The sequence below is a fragment of the Clostridium frigoris genome (genome assembly GCF_018861865.1).
Classification (GTDB): domain Bacteria; phylum Bacillota; class Clostridia; order Clostridiales; family Clostridiaceae; genus Clostridium_AD; species Clostridium_AD frigoris.
On sequence record NZ_JAHLDV010000042.1, the window covers coordinates 1 to 18753 of the forward strand.

An 18753-nucleotide genomic window follows, 5' to 3' on the forward strand; every position below is an offset into this window, starting at 1 on the left:
AAGCTCTATGTTACAAGGATATTGTTTCTTACGGTTCTTAGTTCAATGAGAACTGGACCGCTTTTGCGGTTTACAATCGCCCACTTCTACAAGTGGTGCGTATGTTGAATAGTTATAATTATTGTTCTTCCTGTCCCTTTCATAATTTCTTTCATACGGTATAAAAGGTAAATATAAATTTCTCACTCTACATTTATAGATGGTTGTAAAATAAAGATTAATAATAACCATATAAAAGCAACATAAAATATGGTAAAATATAAAAGAAAGTACATTATAAAATTATTTTATAATGTGCTTTTTTTGCGAAAATAAAATTTATCTGATTGTGTTTAAAATGGGGGCAATATAATGGGAATAACAAAGCCATGCTTGTATTCGCAAGGCGGCATTATAACAAAGGTTAATAGTGAGTTTATTGATTTTACAGGTTTTACTATTGATGAATTATTAGGTAAATCACTCCAAGAAATGGGAGCTATGATAAGAATTAATGCACAAATACTTCTTGATAATATTAAAGATAAGTATTTTGGATATGTATTTACGAAGTCGCTCTCGGCAAGAGAGGTGAAAATAACTATGCTTTATGATGAAAAATTAGATGAGAATGTATATGCTTTTGTTGAAAAGCCATGTTCTAGGATTGATGATAAGATGATTTTTATTGATCAGACATTGTCTGATAACAAAGTGGGGATAGCTGTTTATACCGTACCTGATTTAATAATGGTTAAAGCAAATCAAAAGTATCTTGATATTAATGAGTTTCCTTATAATGAACAGGAAACTAGTATAGGACTATCTATTAATGAAATTGTAACTGGTTATGTAGGAACCCAATCAGAAGGCATTACTAATAATGTTATAAAATCTCGAAAATCTAGTTACCTTAAAGCAATAAAATTTGAAAGATTTGATAGGGGTATAACTTATTGGGATTCAAATCGAACACCTATATTTGAAGATGGGGTAATGAAATATATAATGTGTACTACTTCAGAGGTTACTGAAAGGGTCTTAAAAAATCAAAGGATTGAACTACAAAATAATATGATTGAAGAGCAGAAGAAGCAGTTAGAGCAGAAAAACATACAATTAAATAGCATACTTGAAAACTTAGCTGAGGGAATAGTACTTACAGATAATAAAGGTAAATGTTTAATGATAAATAAAGAAGCAAGGAAATTAATATATCAGTCTGATAGATTAACCGATTTAGGGGATACTTTTAAAAATACGAAGTATTTTGATATGGAAGGAAATAAAATGTTAATTAAAGATCTTCCTGGAATTAGAGCTTTAAGAGGCGAGCCAGTAAAAAATGTTAAGATGTTCGTAGTTAATCCTGAGAAAGAGCATTATATGAATAATAGTGCAATTCCAATTTATAATAATGGAGAATTAACCAATGTAGTATCGTGTTTTCATGAGATTACTAAAAGAGTTAAGTTAACAAGAAAAATTTCAGAACAGAAAAAGGAATTAGAGGCTATTATAGAAAATATATCTGATTCTGTGGCTGTTTTTGATAATAAAGAGCAATATACATTACTAAACAAGGCATCAAGGGATATGTTCATTTCATATTATAATAGCGCTGACAAAATGAGTGAAGGATATAAACCATCTGAGTTTTACAATATATTGGGAGAAAAAATCAAATTAGAAAATACTCCAGCTTGTAGAGTTTTGAGAGGTGAAAAATTTAAAAATATGAAAATGTTAGTAAAGTCCCAAAGTAAAACTATACAGGTAGATGTTAGTGGAACACCTATTTATGATAGTGAAGGGAAATTTACTAGAGGTGTAGTTTGTAGTAGGGATATGACAGACTATTTTAAACATGAAGAAGATATAAAAAGCCGATATGAATTCATGAACAGAATGATAGATACTATGGATTTAGCTGTTGTTAGATTATCATGCCCTATTTTAAAGATAGAGGATATTAATCAAAAGGCATTCAGTTTAATTAAATTGTTATTACCTAATGTTAAATCAGTAAATCAAATAAAGAATAGTAAAAGTGATTTATTTAGAGGGTTAAAAAAAGATGAATATTCTCAGTGTATTAGTGATGTGTTAAGAGAAAAGAAAACTAAGCATTTGAACAAAAAAAAGTATGTTGTAAAAGGGAAGGAAATATATTGGAATGTTGTATTTGAACCTCTATTTGGAATAGATGGAGAAATTAAAGAAATATTAGTTTTAGTAATAGATGTTACCAATGAAATAAATTCCAATATATTAATGGAGAAAGAATTGAAACAACAGGGAGAATTTCTTGCAAATATATCCCATGAGCTTAAGACACCACTAAATGTTATCTTTGCAGCAGTTCAGTTATTTGAAATGTATTTTCATAGTGGGTCGCTTGATGATAGGAAGAATTCAATTATTAAATATATTAAGTCCATAAAGCAAAATTCTTATAGACTGTCTAAACTTATTAATAATATAGTTGATACATCAAAAATTGAAGCAGGATTCTTTGATATAAATTTATCCAATAATAATATTATAGAACTTGTAGAGGATATTGTTATGTCTGTAACTCATTTTACTGAAAGTAGAGGTTTAAATATTATTTTTGATACCAATATTGAGGAAAAAATAATTGCTTGTGACCCAGACAAAATAGAAAGAATAGTTTTGAATCTTATATCAAATGCAATTAAATTTTCGAGTACTGGTGGTGAAATATTGGTTGCTATTAAGGATAAAAATGAATTTATTGAAATATCAGTAAAAGATAATGGTGTTGGTATTCAAAAAAAACATTTGGAAATGATTTTTGATAGATTTAAGCAGGTAGATAAATCACTATCTAGAAATGCAGAGGGTACGGGTATAGGGTTAAGTTTAGTTAAATCTATTGCTGAATTACATGGCGGTAGTATATCTGTTGAAAGTGAATATGGTAAAGGAAGTAAGTTTACAGTTAAACTTCCTTCAGAAAAAGTTCTTAAGGAAAATATGATATATAATAATGAGGTTAGAAGTCACGAGCAAAATATACGAGTGGAACTTTCAGATGTTTATTCTTAATTTTGAAAGGTATGCATTATTAATAAATAAAGTGATTTATTTACTTAGGCACTGACATTATTGTTAGTGTTAATTTTTGTTAATTGTTAAATTGAAATTAGTTTACAAAAGGTTTACAATTGGTAACTATTTAGAATAAAATTGTCTTTAGCTTTCACAATACGTGGTAACGTTTTCAAATAGTTCTTAATCCTCCTTGTGGTGAGGGTAAAATAAAACATATTATTTAGTTTTCGTACCTAAACTTGGTATAAATTTTAAAATGGACCAAATTGACATTTTTTACAGGTTGTATTACTATATCAAGTAGCCGAATCTTTTAAAAGAAGTACCGGGGATTTAATTATGGGGTGAAACTTTTATTCACAAAGTGGGGTACCTCAACCCTAACCCGTCAACTAACCTGGGAGGCAATAGGGGGATAAATAATGTTTATATTTAAAGGATACAAATGTATTTTATTGACAATGGCATTAACACTAGCTATTTCAATTATTTTATCACAAAATATATTTGCAGCTACAGTAACAACTAGCGCTACTGTGGAAAGTGTATTTGGTGTAGAGACTATAACACCTTTTGCAAAAAAATATACATCAAGTGATTTGAGCTTGCTCGCTAGATTAATAAATGCAGAAGCTGGGGGAGAGAGTTATAATACTCAGGTTGCTGTAGGAGCAGTAGTTATGAATAGGGTTAAAAGTAGTAGGTTCCCAAATTCAATTAGTGCTGTAATTAATCAAAAATATAAGGGTAGTTATCAATTTGGATGTGTAGCAAATGGTAGCATTAAAAGAACTGCACCGGCAAGCGATGTTAAAGCAGCTCGCGCTGCAATTAATGGGACTAATCCAATAAAGAATGCATTGTTTTTTAATAATGGTATCAGAAAATCAGGTTCCATAAAAATTGGTAACTTGGTATTTTACTGAAAAAAATAAAAAATTTAGTGAAGGCACTTACAAAAATGTAGGTGTTTTTTTTAGTTGTTTTTAACCAAAGATAAATATTAGCTTCTATTTTTTTGTTTTTGATGTTAATATTAATTATAATACCTTTTTAAATGAATGGAGGAAGTATTTTGAAGAATGGGTTGGTGCATCTAGAAAATATTATTAATGTGGATAATTTTCAAAAAATTCAAGATAATATAGCAGAGGTAACCAATATTGCTATGGTTACGGTTGATTATAAAGGAAAAAAGGTTACTACACATAGTAAGTGCAGTGAATTCTGTAAATTTATAAGGTCAAATCCAGACTTAAGCCAGCTTTGTGAAAAATGTGATTCTAGAGGTGGGCTAGAGGCTGCTAGATTACAAGAACCATATCTATATATATGTCATTTAGGTATCTTAGATTTTGCAATTCCTATTATAGTAGATGGACAATACTTTGGCGCGGTAATGGCAGGACAAGTTATTGTTAAAGATAAAGAAAAGGAAAATTTAGAACAAATAGTTAACAATAAAAATTTTAAGATGGACTTAGAAAAAGAAACGCAACTTAGGGTTTTATATGAAAAGTTACCTATTATGACTTTGGATAGGGTTAAATCTGTTGCTAATATGATTCTGCATATTAATAATTATATTGTAGAAGAAGCCTTGGTAAAAATAAATTCAAATAAATTTAATGATAAGATTTTAACGGTAGATTCTTTTAAGGTGGCAAATTTAGAATTAAAAGAGGCTAACAAAGTAGAAACAGTGGAAGAAAATTCAAAGGATAGTGTTAAGCCAAAGAATAATGTTAACTTAACTGTTAGTAAAAATGAAAACGATATAATATGTAAGAACAAATGTAATGCTATTTTAAAGCCAGCATTAGACTATATACAAGAGAGTTATAGTTACGCAATTAGCATTGATGAAATGGCGTCTTTGTGTAACGTTAGTCCTAGCTATTTTAGTAAGCTTTTTAAAAAAAATATTGGAGATAATTTCTCGAATTATATAAATAAAGTGAGGATTAAAAAAGCTAAAGAATTGCTTGAGGCCTCAGATGTTCCAATAATAAATTTGGCTTTGGATTTAGGCTTTGAAGATTGTGGTTATTTTATAAAAGTATTTAAAAGAATTGAAGGTGTAACCCCAGCAGTTTATAGAAATAAATATAATGTAGGAAAATAGCAATTAGGTAAAACTAGTGCTATTTTTTTTAATTTGAAACAGTAAGTGCAAGAAATTACTGTCGAAATTTACACAAAGTAAGCCGGGTTTTTCCACAAGAATGCGATTTACTTCAATGAAATTTGAATTAGACAGGCTTATACTTTAGGTAGAGAGTTAGTAAGTTAAATTTATAACGAACAAATTCATAATGAAGAAAATGTTAATAGCACCTTATAAATAAATACAAGCTATAATTCAATAAATTAAAATGCTTAAAAAATTAAGGAGGAATAATTAATGAGAATGTATGATTATTTAGTACCAGCGGTTAATTTTATGGGAGCAGGAGCTGTAAAAGTAGTAGGCGAAAGAGCTAAAATTTTAGGTGGAAAAAAAGCGTTAATAGTAACTGATAAGTTTCTTCGTAGTCTTCCGGGTGGAGCAGTAGAACAAGTTGAAGTTTCATTAAAGGCAGCAGGAATTAGTTTTGTATTCTATGATGATGTTGAACCAAATCCTAAGGATAGAAACGCAATTGCAGGCGTAAAAGTATTCAAGGATGAAAAATGCGACATGATTATTACAGTTGGTGGCGGAAGTTCACATGACTGCGGTAAAAGTATCGGTATATTAGCAACTCATCCAGGAGAATTAGTTGACTATGCAGGTATAGAGACTCTCGCAAATCCACTTCCTCCAATTATTGCTGTTAATACCACAGCTGGAACAGGTAGTGAAGTTACTCGTCACTGCGTTATTACAAATACTAAAACTAATATTAAATTTGTTATAGTTAGTTGGAGAAACTTACCATCAGTTTCAATTAATGACCCATTAACAATGGTTGGAATGCCTGCAGGACTTACAGCTGCAACTGGTATGGATGCTTTGACTCACGCTATAGAAGCATACGTTTCAAAGGATGCTAATCCTATTACAGATGCCTCAGCTATCCAAGCTATTAAATTAATATCAAATAACTTACGACAAGCTTATGCACTAGGTGAAAACTTAGTAGCTAGAGAAAATATGTGTTACGCTTCACTACTTGCTGGTATGGCATTTAATAATGCTAACTTAGGTTATGTACATGCAATGGCCCACCAGTTGGGTGGACTTTATGATATGCCTCATGGAGTAGCTAATGCTATATTACTTCCATTCGTTGAGAAATGGAACGTTATTTCAAATCCACAGAAATTTGCTGATATAGCAGAATTCATGGGTGAAAACATACAAGGACTTTCAGTACTAGATGCAGCGCAGAAATCTATAGATGCTATGTTCAGACTTGCAAATGATGTTGGAATTCCAGTTAACTTAAGATCACAAGGAGTTAAAGAAGAAGACCTCGAATATATGGCTGAATGGGCATTAAAAGATGGTAATGCCTTTAGTAACCCAAGAAAAGGAAACAAGAAAGATATTGCTGAATTATTTAAATCAGCATTTTAACGACAATTTAGAAGGAAAGTTTCCCACTTCTATAAGTCAAATCACTTATAATATGTCCTTGATGTAATAATTGAGGATATATTATAAATTACTTATATCTTTGATAGTTATAAATTTAACAATAAATTGTATTTAAAATATAGGATAAAACATGAAAAAATTATTTTAAGAGAGGAAGTTTTAATATGTATGTTCTACAAGATGGATTTAGTAAACCAACAAAGAGGATAGAGGCATTAAAGGAACAAATACTTTTAGCGGTCCCATGTATAGAAGTTGATAGAGCGTTATTAATAACAGAATCATTTAAAGAAACAGAAGGACAACCTGCAGTAGTTCGTAGGGCTAGAGCACTTGAAAAGATATTAAATGAGATTCCTATTATTATAAGAGACGAAGAGCTAATAGTTGGGAGTTTGACGCAGGAAGCAAGATCAGCTCAAATTTTTCCTGAGTTCTCAAATAAGTGGATTAAAGATGAATTTGATAGCATAGGAAAGAGAAAAGGTGATTCATTTCAAATTACTGAAAAGGCAAAAGCACAGCTTACAGAAGTATTTAACTATTGGGAAGGTAAAACCACTAATGAACTTGCTACTTCATATATGTATCCAGAAACTATAGAGGCAATGAATGAAAATGTATTCACAGTTGCAAATTATTATCTTAATGGTGTAGGACATGTATCTGTAGATTACGCTAAGGTTTTAGCTAAAGGATATAAAGGAATTATTGCAGAAGTTGAATGTGCAATGCTTGCTGCTGATAAAGAAAATCCCGAGTATATTAAGCAAAAACTATTTTGGGAAGCTATCATAGGTTCTTGCAAAGCGGTAATTAATTATGCGCATAGATATGCAAAACTTGCTAGAGAAATGGCTTCAAAAGAATCTAATGAAAAGCGCGCTAAAGAATTAATACAAATAGCTAAAAACTGTGAAACAGTACCTGAAAATGGAGCAACTAATTTTTATGAAGCTTGCCAATCATTCTGGTTTGTACATGCAGTTATAAATATAGAATCAAATGGACATTCTATATCTCCAACAAGATTTGATCAATATATGTATCCATATTATGAAATAGAATTAAATTCAGGAAATTTTGACATAAATGCAATTCAAGAACTTATTGATTGTGTATGGGTTAAATTAAATGATATTAACAAAGTTCGTGATGAAGTATCAACAAGGGCATTTGGTGGGTATCCATTGTTTCAAAACCTAATTGTAGGTGGACAAGATAGAGAAGGTAAAGATGCTACAAATGATTTATCATACATGTGCATAGATGCTACAGCTCATGTTAAATTAGCAGCACCTTCATTCTCAGTAAGAATATGGAACAAAACTCCAGATGAATTCCTATTAAGATCTTGTGAATTAAGCAGATTAGGTACGGGTATGCCAGCATTTTATAATGATGAAGTTGTAATTACTGCATTAGTTAGTAATGGATTAACAATTGAAGATGCTAGAGAATATGGAATTATAGGCTGCGTTGAACCTCAAAAACCAGGTAAAACAGAAGGATGGCATGATTCAGGTTTCTTTAATTTAGCAAGACTATTAATAGTCACTATAAATAATGGTATGAGTAATGGAAAACAAATAGGACCTAAGACTGGAGAATTTACAGAGTTTAAGTCTATTGAAGAAATTATTGAAGCTTATGCATTGCAAATGGAATACTTTGTTTATCAATTATCAGTGGCAGACAATTCTATTGATCTTGCTCATGCGCAGAGGGCTCCATTACCATTCCTATCTTGTATGGTTGATGATTGCATAACAGATGGCAAGTCACTTCAAGAAGGTGGAGCACATTATAACTTTACAGGACCACAAGGTGTTGGTGTTGCAAATGTAGGAGACTCTTTTGCAGCTATAAAAAAACTTGTATTTGATGATAAAAAGATAACTTTAAAAGAATTAAAAGAAGCTTTAGACACTAACTTTGGTGAAGAAGATTCAAATTCAAAGTTAGACTTTGAGGATATAAGACAAATGTTAATTCATAGAGCTCCTAAGTTTGGTAATGATATTGATGAAGTTGATGAACTAGCAAGACAAGGAGCATATATTTACTGTAAAGAAGTTCAAAAACATAAAAATCCAAGAGGTGGAAGGTTCCATGCGGGATTATATCCAGCAGCAATTAACATCCTATTTGGTGATCTTATTGGAGCAACTCCAGATGGTAGAAAAGCACATGAAGCATTAGCTGATGGTGTATCTCCAGTTAGAGGAGCTGATAGTAATGGACCAACTGCTGCTATAAATTCAGTAGCTAAATTAGATCATTTTATTGCATCTAATGGGACTTTATTAAATCAAAAATTCCATCCAGGTTCAATTGCTGGAAGTAGTGGATTAAATAATTTAGCATCACTTGTTAGAAGCTTTTTCGATCAAAAGGGCATGCATGTACAATTCAATATAATAGATAAGAAAACGCTTGTTGAAGCACAAAAGGATCCAAGTAAATATAGGGATTTAGTGGTACGTGTTGCTGGTTACAGTGCACAATTTATAACATTAGATAAAGCAATTCAAGATGATATTATAAAGAGAACTGAACAAACTTTTTAATAAGGAGGAAAAGCAGATGCCCATAAGAATAATTAATTATAAGCAAAAAGGCAAAATTTTTAATATGCAACGCTTTTCTATACATGATGGACCTGGTATTAGGACAATAGTTTTTTTAAAAGGATGTCCTTTAAAATGTGATTGGTGTAGTAATCCAGAATCACAAGATCCCTTAGTTCAAATTATGTTTAATGAAAAAAATTGTATTGAGTGTGGAAAATGCGAAAAAAATTGCCCAGTAGGTGCAATTGATATGCTAAGACATGGAAGAATAGATAGAGAAAAATGCACAAGTTGTGGAGTTTGCGCTGATAATTGTTATCCAGGAGGTCTTGTGAAATCTGGAGAAGAAACTACTGTAGAAAAGGTAATGACTGAACTAAAGAAAGAAACTATTCAATTTAGACGTTCCGGAGGTGGAGTTACATTATCTGGAGGAGAATTACTTATGCAACCAGAATTTGCAATTGAACTTTTAAAAGCTTGCAAGTCAATGGGATGGCATACTGCATTAGAAACTACAGGTTATGCTAGTGAAGAGACAATTGATAAAATAATGCCTTGGGTTGATTTAGTGCTTTTAGATATAAAACACTTAGATGATGAAAAGCATAAAAAGTATGTTCATGTAAGTAATGAGTTAATAGTTAAAAATGCTAAAAAAATAGCGGCTACAGGTAAGGAGCTTATTATAAGAGTACCTGTTATTCCACAATTTAATTGTGATGAAAAGAGTATATCTGATATTGCTAAGTTTGCTAAAAGTTTAAATGGAGTACAGCACTTAGATTTATTACCATATCATAAGCTTGGTGCTAATAAGTATGAGAACCTAGGACTAGATTATACAATGGGACAGGAAATTAAAACCCCAGATGAGGATACTATGAATAACTTTAAGAAAATAGTAGAGGAATATGGATTAGAATGTACTATTGGAGGCTAAAATAAGGGTGTGTCTCGAAATGATTAAAAATCATTTGAGAGGCACCTCTTTTTCTTGTTATTTCAAGGTCAAATATCAAAAAATTAATTAATAGTATAACAGCTTTTTAAGCTAATATTATTCAGTAGGAATAACTATATCTATATCTTTTTCTTCTATTATAATTGGTGGAGGTGGTATTAGGCTTTCTAAGTAATCGGCATTTTCATTCTCATGAAATTCATAAACCTTATTTTTAAAGGTTTTATTCGTATTTTTATTATGATATGGTTGTTGTAACAGTTTTAAAATAACAAGAAATTTTGTCATAGTTAATTTATCACAGATGGGAATCCCAGTTTCAGAATCATTTTCTTGTTTGATATTTGTTGAGCTTCTTTTAGCTGTTTTATTAATATTAATAAAACAAGATGGCTGTTGTAACATGTTAAAAATAAAATAATGCTTTATCATCCTCAATTTGTCATGGTTATCGTATGTTTCCATATTATAAATACTCCTTTATTATATTAGATATTTGACCTTCTACATAATATGTTGAAAATGAAGGAGTGTTACTTTATGTATACTGAAATATGAAATAATTAGAAATTTAAGGTATATTAGAGCTGACATCTGCTTGTGGATATAAATTACATATATAGAATTTGTTATAAATGCTTTAAAGTTATATAATTAAGTAAGTCATTTTGTAGGAATTAGTAAGATAAAATTATATGTAGGGGGAGAGAAGTGAACAAGAAAATTGGGGTAGGCATAATGGCACTTGTTGTAACTATGAGCCTTTGTTTTACTAGCGTATACGCAGATCCTGTGTTAGATAAGACGGAAATTTTGCAGGTTCAAACTAAAAAAAACAATCTTATAATTAAAGTAGAGATTACGGACAATCAAATTGAAGCAATTATGTCTAAAATCAAAATTAATGAAAATAATATAGTAAAAATACAAAAGAATATTAAACAAGACCAAATGAATATTATAGATATAGAGGGTAATATTAAAGAAGAACAGATACTTTTTAATAAAAGAATGCGAGCAATGTATATGAATGGGTCCTCAAGCTTTATAGACGTTATACTAGATTCAAAGGGGATAGATGACTTAATAACAAGAGTAGAACATATAAAAATGATAGTAAAATTTGATAATAATATCATTAATGATTTAAAAACAAATGAGGCAGAAATTAAATTAAAAAAGGTAGCACTAGATGCAGAAAATATAAAGTTGCTATCTTTAAGAGTTGACAATAAAAAGAAATTGGCTACTTTAACGAAACAAAAAAAAGATCAAAGTGTGTTGGTTGCACAATTAAATGCTGAGGAAAATCAATATAATGCACAAATTGTAACAGACAAAGCTGGGATAGCAAAACAAGTAGCTCTAGAGAAAGTAACAAACAAGGCTATATTTTCTTCTAATCCAGTTTTAGCATATGCTTCAGATTTTCTTGGAACTCCTTATTTGTGGGGGGGAACAAGTCCTGCGGGGTTTGACTGCTCTGGCTTTACACAATATGTATTTGAACATTTTGGAGTAAGCTTACCAAGGGTTTCACAAGATCAACAAAATGTAGGAACCCTTGTATCTAGAGCTAATCTTAAGCCGGGAGATTTGGTGTTTTTTGGAACGCCTTCTCATCATGTGGGAATATATGTTGGAAATGGTAATATGATAAATGCACCTCACACAGGGGCTGTAATTAGAGTTCAAACACTAAATAGCGATTTTACTTATGGACGTAGAGTTAAAAATTTTGTTTATAGCCCTAATCATTGAACAGTATTTCAGTGATTAGGGTTTGTTTTTTTGAATTTAATATAATATTTATGATATAATATGGTGTATATTATATCAGTTTATTAATGGAGGGCATGTTTTATGATACGAGACTTAACAAAGGGCAGTCCAGCTAAAATTATTATAGTTTTCACACTGCCATTACTTATAGGTAATATTTTTCAACAATTTTATAGCTTAGCAGACACCCTGATTGTAGGACGTACAATTGGAATTAATGCTCTGGCAACAGTAGGCTGCACTGCAAGCATTATGTTTCTTATACTTGGGTTTTCACAAGGATTAACTGCTGGATTTTCTATAATTACAGCTACCTGCTTTGGAGCTGGAGATAAACAGGGGGTAAGACATAGTTATGCGGCAAGTATTATACTAAGTTTATTAATTACAATGGTGCTTACGATTGTAAGTGTTATATTTGCACGACCAATTTTAGAGGTAATGCATACGCCACCAGAAATAATAGAAGGTGCTTATGATTATATAATTATAATTTTCGGAGGCATTATAGTATCAATGTTATTTAACTTGTTTTCTAATGTTATGAGAGCTTTAGGAGACAGCCGAACACCACTAATATTTTTAGTTGTTGCTAGTATTTTAAACATAATTTTAGATTTTGTATTCATTTTAAGATTTAATATGGGGGTTTCAGGTGCAGCATGGGCAACCACGATATCTCAAGGAATTTCTGCTATATTATGCTTTATTTATATCATGAGAAATATGCCTATTTTAAAACTACATAGGAGTGATTGGCATTTGACAAAGAAAATCATATGGGATCATTTAAGAATGGGACTTCCCATGGCATTTCAGGCGTCTATTATAGCAATTGGTGCAATTACTGTTCAATTTGCACTAAATAATTTAGGTGAACTATCTGTAGCTGCATACACTGCAGCACAAAAAATTGATATGCTAGCTATTCAACCTATGATGTCATTTGGTATTACCATGGCCACATTTGTAGCCCAAAACTATGGAGCAGGTAAAATAGAAAGAATTCGTATTGGTATAAAACAATGTAGTATCATATCCGTAGGCTTTAGTATTATTGTTGGTCTTTTTAATATTTTCGCTGGTCACTTTATGATATCAATTTTTGTAGGAGATAACCATCCAAAAGTGGTTTCTCTTGCACAAACCTATTTAAACATTAATGGATCAATGTATTTTGTGTTAGCACTGCTTTTTATTTACAGATTTAGTCTTCAAGGATTAGGACAGAGTTTTGCTCCTACTTTAGCAGGAGTTATGGAGCTAATTATGCGAACCTTTGCAGCAATAATTTTATCGAAATATTTAGGTTTTACAGGTATAGCAATGGCCAGTCCTCTTGCATGGATTGGTTCTTGTATCCCTTTAGGAATTGCTTACTATATAACCCATAAAAAATTGTATGGATCCAATAAAAACATTTGTATAACCGAAAAATAATTTATAAGTAAAAGCATAAATGAAACAGCTATGAGGAAACTCATAGCTGTTTCATTATAATTTAAATTTTGTAAGTAAGTCTATTATTGACATAATAATGGGTATCGTGATTATAGATAAAATTGTAGTTAAAAAAGCACATTTTGAAGCAGTTAATTTGTCTCCATTATATTTTTCTGCCAAAACTGCTATTAAACTTGCAGTCGGCATTGCTACTAAAATTACACATATGTAAAGAAGAGTTTTATTAGCACCTAAAAGGTTAAGCACAAAATAAGTTAAGAGTGGAGCAATTATAAGTTTAATAAAATTTACATAATAGATATCTAGACCTCTAAACACATCTTTTAATTTAACATCTGCAAGCATACTTCCTACTATAAACATTGATAGGGGAGTAGTCATATTTCCTATGCTACCTAAAGTCTTAAGTAATGGTGAGGGGAGCTTTATAGAAAAAAGAAATATTATAATTCCTAAAAGAGTACATATAAGAGGTATATTTATAAGATTCTTTTTTATACTCTTTAAGTCGCTTTTGCCCGTAAAAAGCATAACACCATAAGACCACATAAAAATATTAAAAGGAATTGTATAAATAGATGTATAAAATACACCTATATTCCCAAAGATTCCTTGAATCACAGGATATCCTACAAATCCACAATTAGAAAATACTGTTGCAAATATAAATACATTTTTCTTAGAACCTTCAAATTTAGAATATAATAGTTTACTTAAGATTATTAAAATAATGTGTATTACAATAGAATAGAAAAGAATCATACTAGCACTTTTTAGCATATCAATTGAAAATTTAAAATTAAAAGAATATATAATCATACAAGGCATTGTTACATTAATTAAAATGTTTGAAAACCCCTTATTGACTTCATCTGTAATTATTTTTGTCTTTCTTAAGATAACTCCTACCATCATCATAAGGGTTAATATAATTATTTGATTCATAATATTGATATTCAAAATATTACCTCCAAAAATTTTGATCTTTTGTGAACTTTCTTAAAAACTTAAATTTTTTCATAAAGATATGCCCCCTAATTATCTTGTTTCAATATTAACTACTAATTGAAATAAGATGATTAGGGGGCGTTTTAGTCATTAACCTGCAGTGACCCAGGAGATGATTTAACTATTTTAAATATCTTTTGGTTTTTTTAAAATTCCTAGTATTAAGCAGGTTACTGCAGCTCCTATCAAAATCGATAGTATATAAAGTAATGGACTTCCTTTAACTAAAGCAACTACAAATATACCGCCATGTGGAACTGGCATTCCTATATTAAAAAATAATGCTAGTCCACCGGCTACGGCGGATCCTATTGCAGCTGCTGGAATTACTCTTGCTGGATCCGCTGCTGCAAAAGGTATTGCTCCTTCTGTTACAAAGCAAGCCCCCATTACATAACAACTAAGACCAGTTTCTCTTTCTTGCTTTGTAAATCTATTTTTAAAGAATGAAGTAGCAAGTGCAATCCCTAGGGGTGCAGACATACCACCAGCCATTACAGCTGCATGTGGATAGTAGTTGTTTGAAGCTATCATAGCGATTCCAAATGCAAAGGCAGCCTTGTTTATTGGTCCGCCCATATCAATTGCCATCATTGCACCTAATAGAGCACCTAGTAGCACTTTGTTTCCTGTGCCCATTCCACCTAACCAATGTTGAAGAAAAAGGTTAAATTGAAGAACTGGTCCATCTATACAAATGTACATTATAGCACCAGTAATAAAAATACCTAGAAGTGGATATATAAGTACCGGTTTTATGCTCTCAAGGGCTTCTGGTAATTTTGAAAAAACCTTTTTAAGAAGCAGTACTACATAACCACCAAGAAATCCTGCAAAAAGTCCTCCAAGAAATCCTGCATTACTTTGATATGCTAAAAATCCACCTACCATTGCAGGAGCAAAACCTGGTCTGTCTGCAATGCTCATACCTATAAATCCAGCAAGTACTGGTACCATAAGTGCAAAAGCATTATCGCTTCCAATTACTGAAAGCAGTTTAGACAAATATAACAAGCTTGGATTTGAACTCTTTTCGAATAAAAATGATAAAGCTATTAATATTCCTCCACCAACAATGAAAGGAAGCATATTTGAAATACCACTCATAAGATGTTTATAAATTCCTGTTCTCTCGTTTTTAGTATCAGATTTACTACCACCAGCATGGTTATAAATAGGCGCTTCACCATTTAATGCTTTATTAATAAGCTCTTCTGGTTTTTTTATTCCTTGTACCACAGGAACTATAACTACTTTTTTACCGTTAAACCTTGCCATTTCAACCTGTTTATCAGCAGCTACTATAATGCCTGAGGCCCTTTCTATTTCATCATCTGTTAATGTGTTTTTAACTCCTGTAGCACCATTGGTTTCAACCTTTATGTCTACTCCCATTTCTTTAGCCTTATTCTTTAATGCATCTGCTGCCATATAAGTATGTGCTATACCTGTGGGACATGCAGTTACTGCGAGTACTAAACCTTTTGAACTTTTTGTTTCTACTATTTCTTCTTCTTCGGCACTTTCTTCTTCTAATTTTTCAGCTTCTTGACTATCAATTAAACTTAAAACTTCCTCAGGCGTTTTAACAATGAGAAGTTTATTTTTGAAATCTTCATTCATTAGAAGAGTAGATAATCTTGAAAGTGTTTCCAAATGTGTATTATTAGCACCATCAGTTGCTGCAATCATAAAAAATATGTTTGCAGGAGCGTCATCTAAAGAATCAAAATCAATTCCAGCTGTAGAACGTCCAAAAGCCAATGCTGGAGTTTTTACAGCTGCAACCTTTGCATGAGGGATAGCTATACCCTCCCCAATTCCAGTTGAGAAGTCTGCTTCTCTTTTTAAAATTGCTTTCTTATATTCTTCTTTGTCATTTAACATTCCTGCACTATCAAGTTTGTTTACTAATTCATCAATTACTTCTGATTTACTGTTAGACTTTAAATCTAAAATAATAGTATTCTTCTTTAAAAGTTCTGTTATTTTCATCTTATTCCTCCTGTTATAAATACAATGTTAGTTAGTTTATAAAAGCAAGCTAATTAATAACTAGAATTAATCTAATTTATTTACAATTACCTGCGCTAAATAATACTCAATATCTTCTTTTTTACATAAATCCTTTGAAAATGCTGTAGCACTTCCAGCTGTAGCTCCCCATCTAAATGATTCAATTAGATCCTTTGATCTTGAATACTTAGCTAGAAAACCTGCAATAACTGAATCTCCTGCACCAACTGAATTCTCTACTTTTCCTTTTGCTGGAGTCGCGTGATAAACTCCATTTTCACAAATTAGGAGAGCTCCTCTTTCAGCCATAGATATAATTACATTCTGTGCTCCCATAACAATAAGTTTCTTTGCATATTTAATAATTTCATTTATATCTGTAAGTTCTTTATTAAATATTTCACCTAGCTCATGGTTATTAGGTTTTATTAAAAATGGCTTGTTCGGAAGCGTTTCAACCAAAGCATCACCTGTGGTATCAACTACAACTTTTACATTATTAGAAGCACACTTTTTTTGAAGCCTAGCATATATATCCCTTGGAACAGACTTTTGAACATTTCCGGATAATACTAGATAATCATCTGAAGTTAAACTTTCTACTATTTTAAATAACTTATTTAGGTCCTCATCTTTTATAATTGGACCAGCTCCATTGATTTCCGTCTCTTCTTTTGATTTGAGTTTAACGTTTATTCGTGTATCACCGCTTATCTCAATAAAGTCAGTTTCAACACCTTGAGACTCCAATGAATCAATTATAAATTTTCCAGTAAAACCTCCAACAAAACCTAAAGCTTTACTTTTTATCCCAACATTATTTAAAACTCTTGATACATTTATACCTTTTCCACCGGCGAATTTTTCTTCACTGGCAACTCTATTAATTAATCCTGCTTTAAAATCATCTACGGTTATAACATAATCTATAGCTGGATTAAAAGTTACTGTATATATCATATTTTGGTCACTACCTTTTATATTTATTTTTAACTTGCATATATATATAATAATATAAAATCAGTTCTTAAACAACACATATGATCATATTCGGTCATGTTTTTTTTACGGTTCATTAGAAACCGTTCACATTCGGTCGTGTTTTTGATCTTTATTAGATTTCACTCACATTTAAATGTAAATGGCAAATTACTTTTCATAACATAATTTAAAATTTTAGATTAATTGGGACTCTGTAATGTTAAAGTGCTTTTGATATAATCAATTAAATCATATATATTAGAAGGTAATTTATATTATAGCAAGATATAATACAAAATTAGAGTATAGACAAGCAGAGGTAGCGGTTGCTATCTCTATTTGTCTACACTCTAGTTAATATGTATAAAAATTATGCTGAACCTTTTATAAAAACATGAACATAGCTGAAATAAATAGGATTATGTACACCATTTTATTGAATATAGTATCATTGATTTTATGATATGCATAGTTTCCAAGGATAGCTCCTAATAAAAGAAACGGGAGTGTAAACAACAGAAGTTTAGTAACTTCTGGCGTTATAGCACCTGTAACAAAATTTTGTGCAACAATTATGGCATTTAATGTTACCCAAACCATACATAAAGTTGATCTGAAATTACTCTTATTTTTCAGCTTTTCTGTTGCGTATATAATAACTAGAGGGCCACCAGATGTAAAGGCACCTTGTACACAACCACCTATAAAAACAATGAAATTTAATACATAGTTATTTATAGGTTTGGTGACCTTATTTGTCTTATAACAATTAATAAGGCCTTTTATAGATATTACAATTATAAAAATACCAAGGATTGATTTTAAAACGTTTTCAGGGAATTTGTTAAAAATCCACATTCCTATTGGTAATCCAATACCTGCAAAAATCATTATTCTAAAATATTGTTTCCATACAATATCCTTATAAGATACAACAACAACATAAAGACAGAGTAGTAATCCACAGATGGTAAGAACTGGCTTAGCAATTTTAATTCCGGTAAGCATTATGGCAAAAGGAAGCGCTAGAACAGTACAACCATTTCCAGTTACACTTCCTAAAAAATGAGTTATAAAAATAACTAAGCAAAATAAAACAATAGTTAAAGTCGTCATATTATACCCTCCAATACAAAATAATAATTAATTAAAAATGTTAACTAATTGTTATTATACAGTATATTTTCGCGACTTTCTACAGTTATGTTAAAAAAATATATTTTATGTTGAATAATTTATTGTTTTAATATAAACTAATTGTGTATGAAAAAACAAATTAATTGATAAAATATACTTAAATGCATATTTTTATTTCTAAAATTATG

The 18753-nt window shown here is 30.7% G+C and carries 13 protein-coding genes and 1 riboswitch; of the genes, 8 read left to right on the forward strand and 5 right to left on the reverse strand.

Annotation, left to right across the window (positions count from 1 at the left end):
- Positions 1 to 351 precede the first annotated feature (351 nt).
- The 6 genes from KPL37_RS14730 to KPL37_RS14755 all read left to right on the forward strand — a co-directional run bounded on the left by KPL37_RS14730 (position 352) and on the right by KPL37_RS14755 (position 10156).
- On the forward strand, positions 352 to 3051 hold the full coding sequence (locus tag KPL37_RS14730) for an ATP-binding protein (protein WP_216150551.1): 2700 nt from the start codon (positions 352 to 354) through the stop codon (positions 3049 to 3051).
- A 298-nt stretch (positions 3052 to 3349) separates the two neighbouring features.
- Positions 3350 to 3479: riboswitch (cyclic di-AMP (ydaO/yuaA leader) on the forward strand.
- Positions 3480 to 3983 (forward strand): cell wall hydrolase, encoded by a 504-nt coding sequence (locus KPL37_RS14735; RefSeq protein ID WP_216150553.1) that lies wholly within the window; start codon positions 3480 to 3482, stop codon positions 3981 to 3983. It abuts the riboswitch before it with no gap.
- Between the two features lie 149 nt (positions 3984 to 4132).
- On the forward strand, positions 4133 to 5182 hold the full coding sequence (locus KPL37_RS14740; RefSeq protein ID WP_216150555.1) for a PocR ligand-binding domain-containing protein: 1050 nt from the start codon (positions 4133 to 4135) through the stop codon (positions 5180 to 5182).
- 279 nt (positions 5183 to 5461) lie between these two features.
- Positions 5462 to 6619 carry an iron-containing alcohol dehydrogenase gene (locus tag KPL37_RS14745; RefSeq protein ID WP_216150557.1) on the forward strand — a complete coding sequence of 386 codons (1158 nt, stop codon included), beginning with the start codon at positions 5462 to 5464 and terminating at the stop codon, positions 6617 to 6619.
- A gap of 185 nt (positions 6620 to 6804) precedes the next feature.
- Positions 6805 to 9210 carry a glycyl radical protein gene (locus KPL37_RS14750; protein ID WP_216150559.1) on the forward strand — a complete coding sequence of 802 codons (2406 nt, stop codon included), beginning with the start codon at positions 6805 to 6807 and terminating at the stop codon, positions 9208 to 9210.
- A gap of 16 nt (positions 9211 to 9226) precedes the next feature.
- On the forward strand, positions 9227 to 10156 hold the full coding sequence (locus tag KPL37_RS14755) for a glycyl-radical enzyme activating protein (protein ID WP_216150561.1): 930 nt from the start codon (positions 9227 to 9229) through the stop codon (positions 10154 to 10156).
- A 117-nt stretch (positions 10157 to 10273) separates the two neighbouring features.
- Here the strand turns inward: KPL37_RS14755 and KPL37_RS14760 are convergent, their stop codons facing one another.
- Positions 10274 to 10642: a hypothetical protein gene (locus KPL37_RS14760; RefSeq protein ID WP_216150563.1), complete on the reverse strand. Its 369-nt coding sequence runs from the start codon at positions 10640 to 10642 to the stop codon at positions 10274 to 10276.
- Between the two features lie 246 nt (positions 10643 to 10888).
- Between KPL37_RS14760 and KPL37_RS20300 the strand changes: the two genes are divergently transcribed.
- Both KPL37_RS20300 and KPL37_RS14770 read left to right on the forward strand, forming a co-directional pair.
- Positions 10889 to 11938: a C40 family peptidase gene (locus tag KPL37_RS20300; protein WP_343216284.1), complete on the forward strand. Its 1050-nt coding sequence runs from the start codon at positions 10889 to 10891 to the stop codon at positions 11936 to 11938.
- Between the two features lie 102 nt (positions 11939 to 12040).
- Positions 12041 to 13399, forward strand: coding sequence for an MATE family efflux transporter (locus tag KPL37_RS14770; protein ID WP_216150564.1), 1359 nt, complete (start codon positions 12041 to 12043; stop codon positions 13397 to 13399).
- A gap of 54 nt (positions 13400 to 13453) precedes the next feature.
- On the opposite strand, the gene KPL37_RS14775 is transcribed toward KPL37_RS14770, so the two are convergent.
- The 4 genes from KPL37_RS14775 to KPL37_RS14790 form a co-directional block, all read right to left on the reverse strand.
- Positions 13454 to 14383 carry an AEC family transporter gene (locus KPL37_RS14775; RefSeq protein WP_216150565.1) on the reverse strand — a complete coding sequence of 310 codons (930 nt, stop codon included), beginning with the start codon at positions 14381 to 14383 and terminating at the stop codon, positions 13454 to 13456.
- A 174-nt stretch (positions 14384 to 14557) separates the two neighbouring features.
- Positions 14558 to 16426, reverse strand: a complete 1869-nt coding sequence (locus KPL37_RS14780; RefSeq protein WP_216150566.1) for a PTS fructose transporter subunit IIABC — start codon at positions 16424 to 16426, stop codon at positions 14558 to 14560.
- A 66-nt stretch (positions 16427 to 16492) separates the two neighbouring features.
- Positions 16493 to 17407 carry a 1-phosphofructokinase gene (pfkB, locus tag KPL37_RS14785; protein WP_216150567.1) on the reverse strand — a complete coding sequence of 305 codons (915 nt, stop codon included), beginning with the start codon at positions 17405 to 17407 and terminating at the stop codon, positions 16493 to 16495.
- Positions 17408 to 17812: 405 nt separating this feature from the next.
- Positions 17813 to 18544 carry a sulfite exporter TauE/SafE family protein gene (locus tag KPL37_RS14790; protein ID WP_216150568.1) on the reverse strand — a complete coding sequence of 244 codons (732 nt, stop codon included), beginning with the start codon at positions 18542 to 18544 and terminating at the stop codon, positions 17813 to 17815.
- Positions 18545 to 18753: the final 209 nt, after the last annotated feature.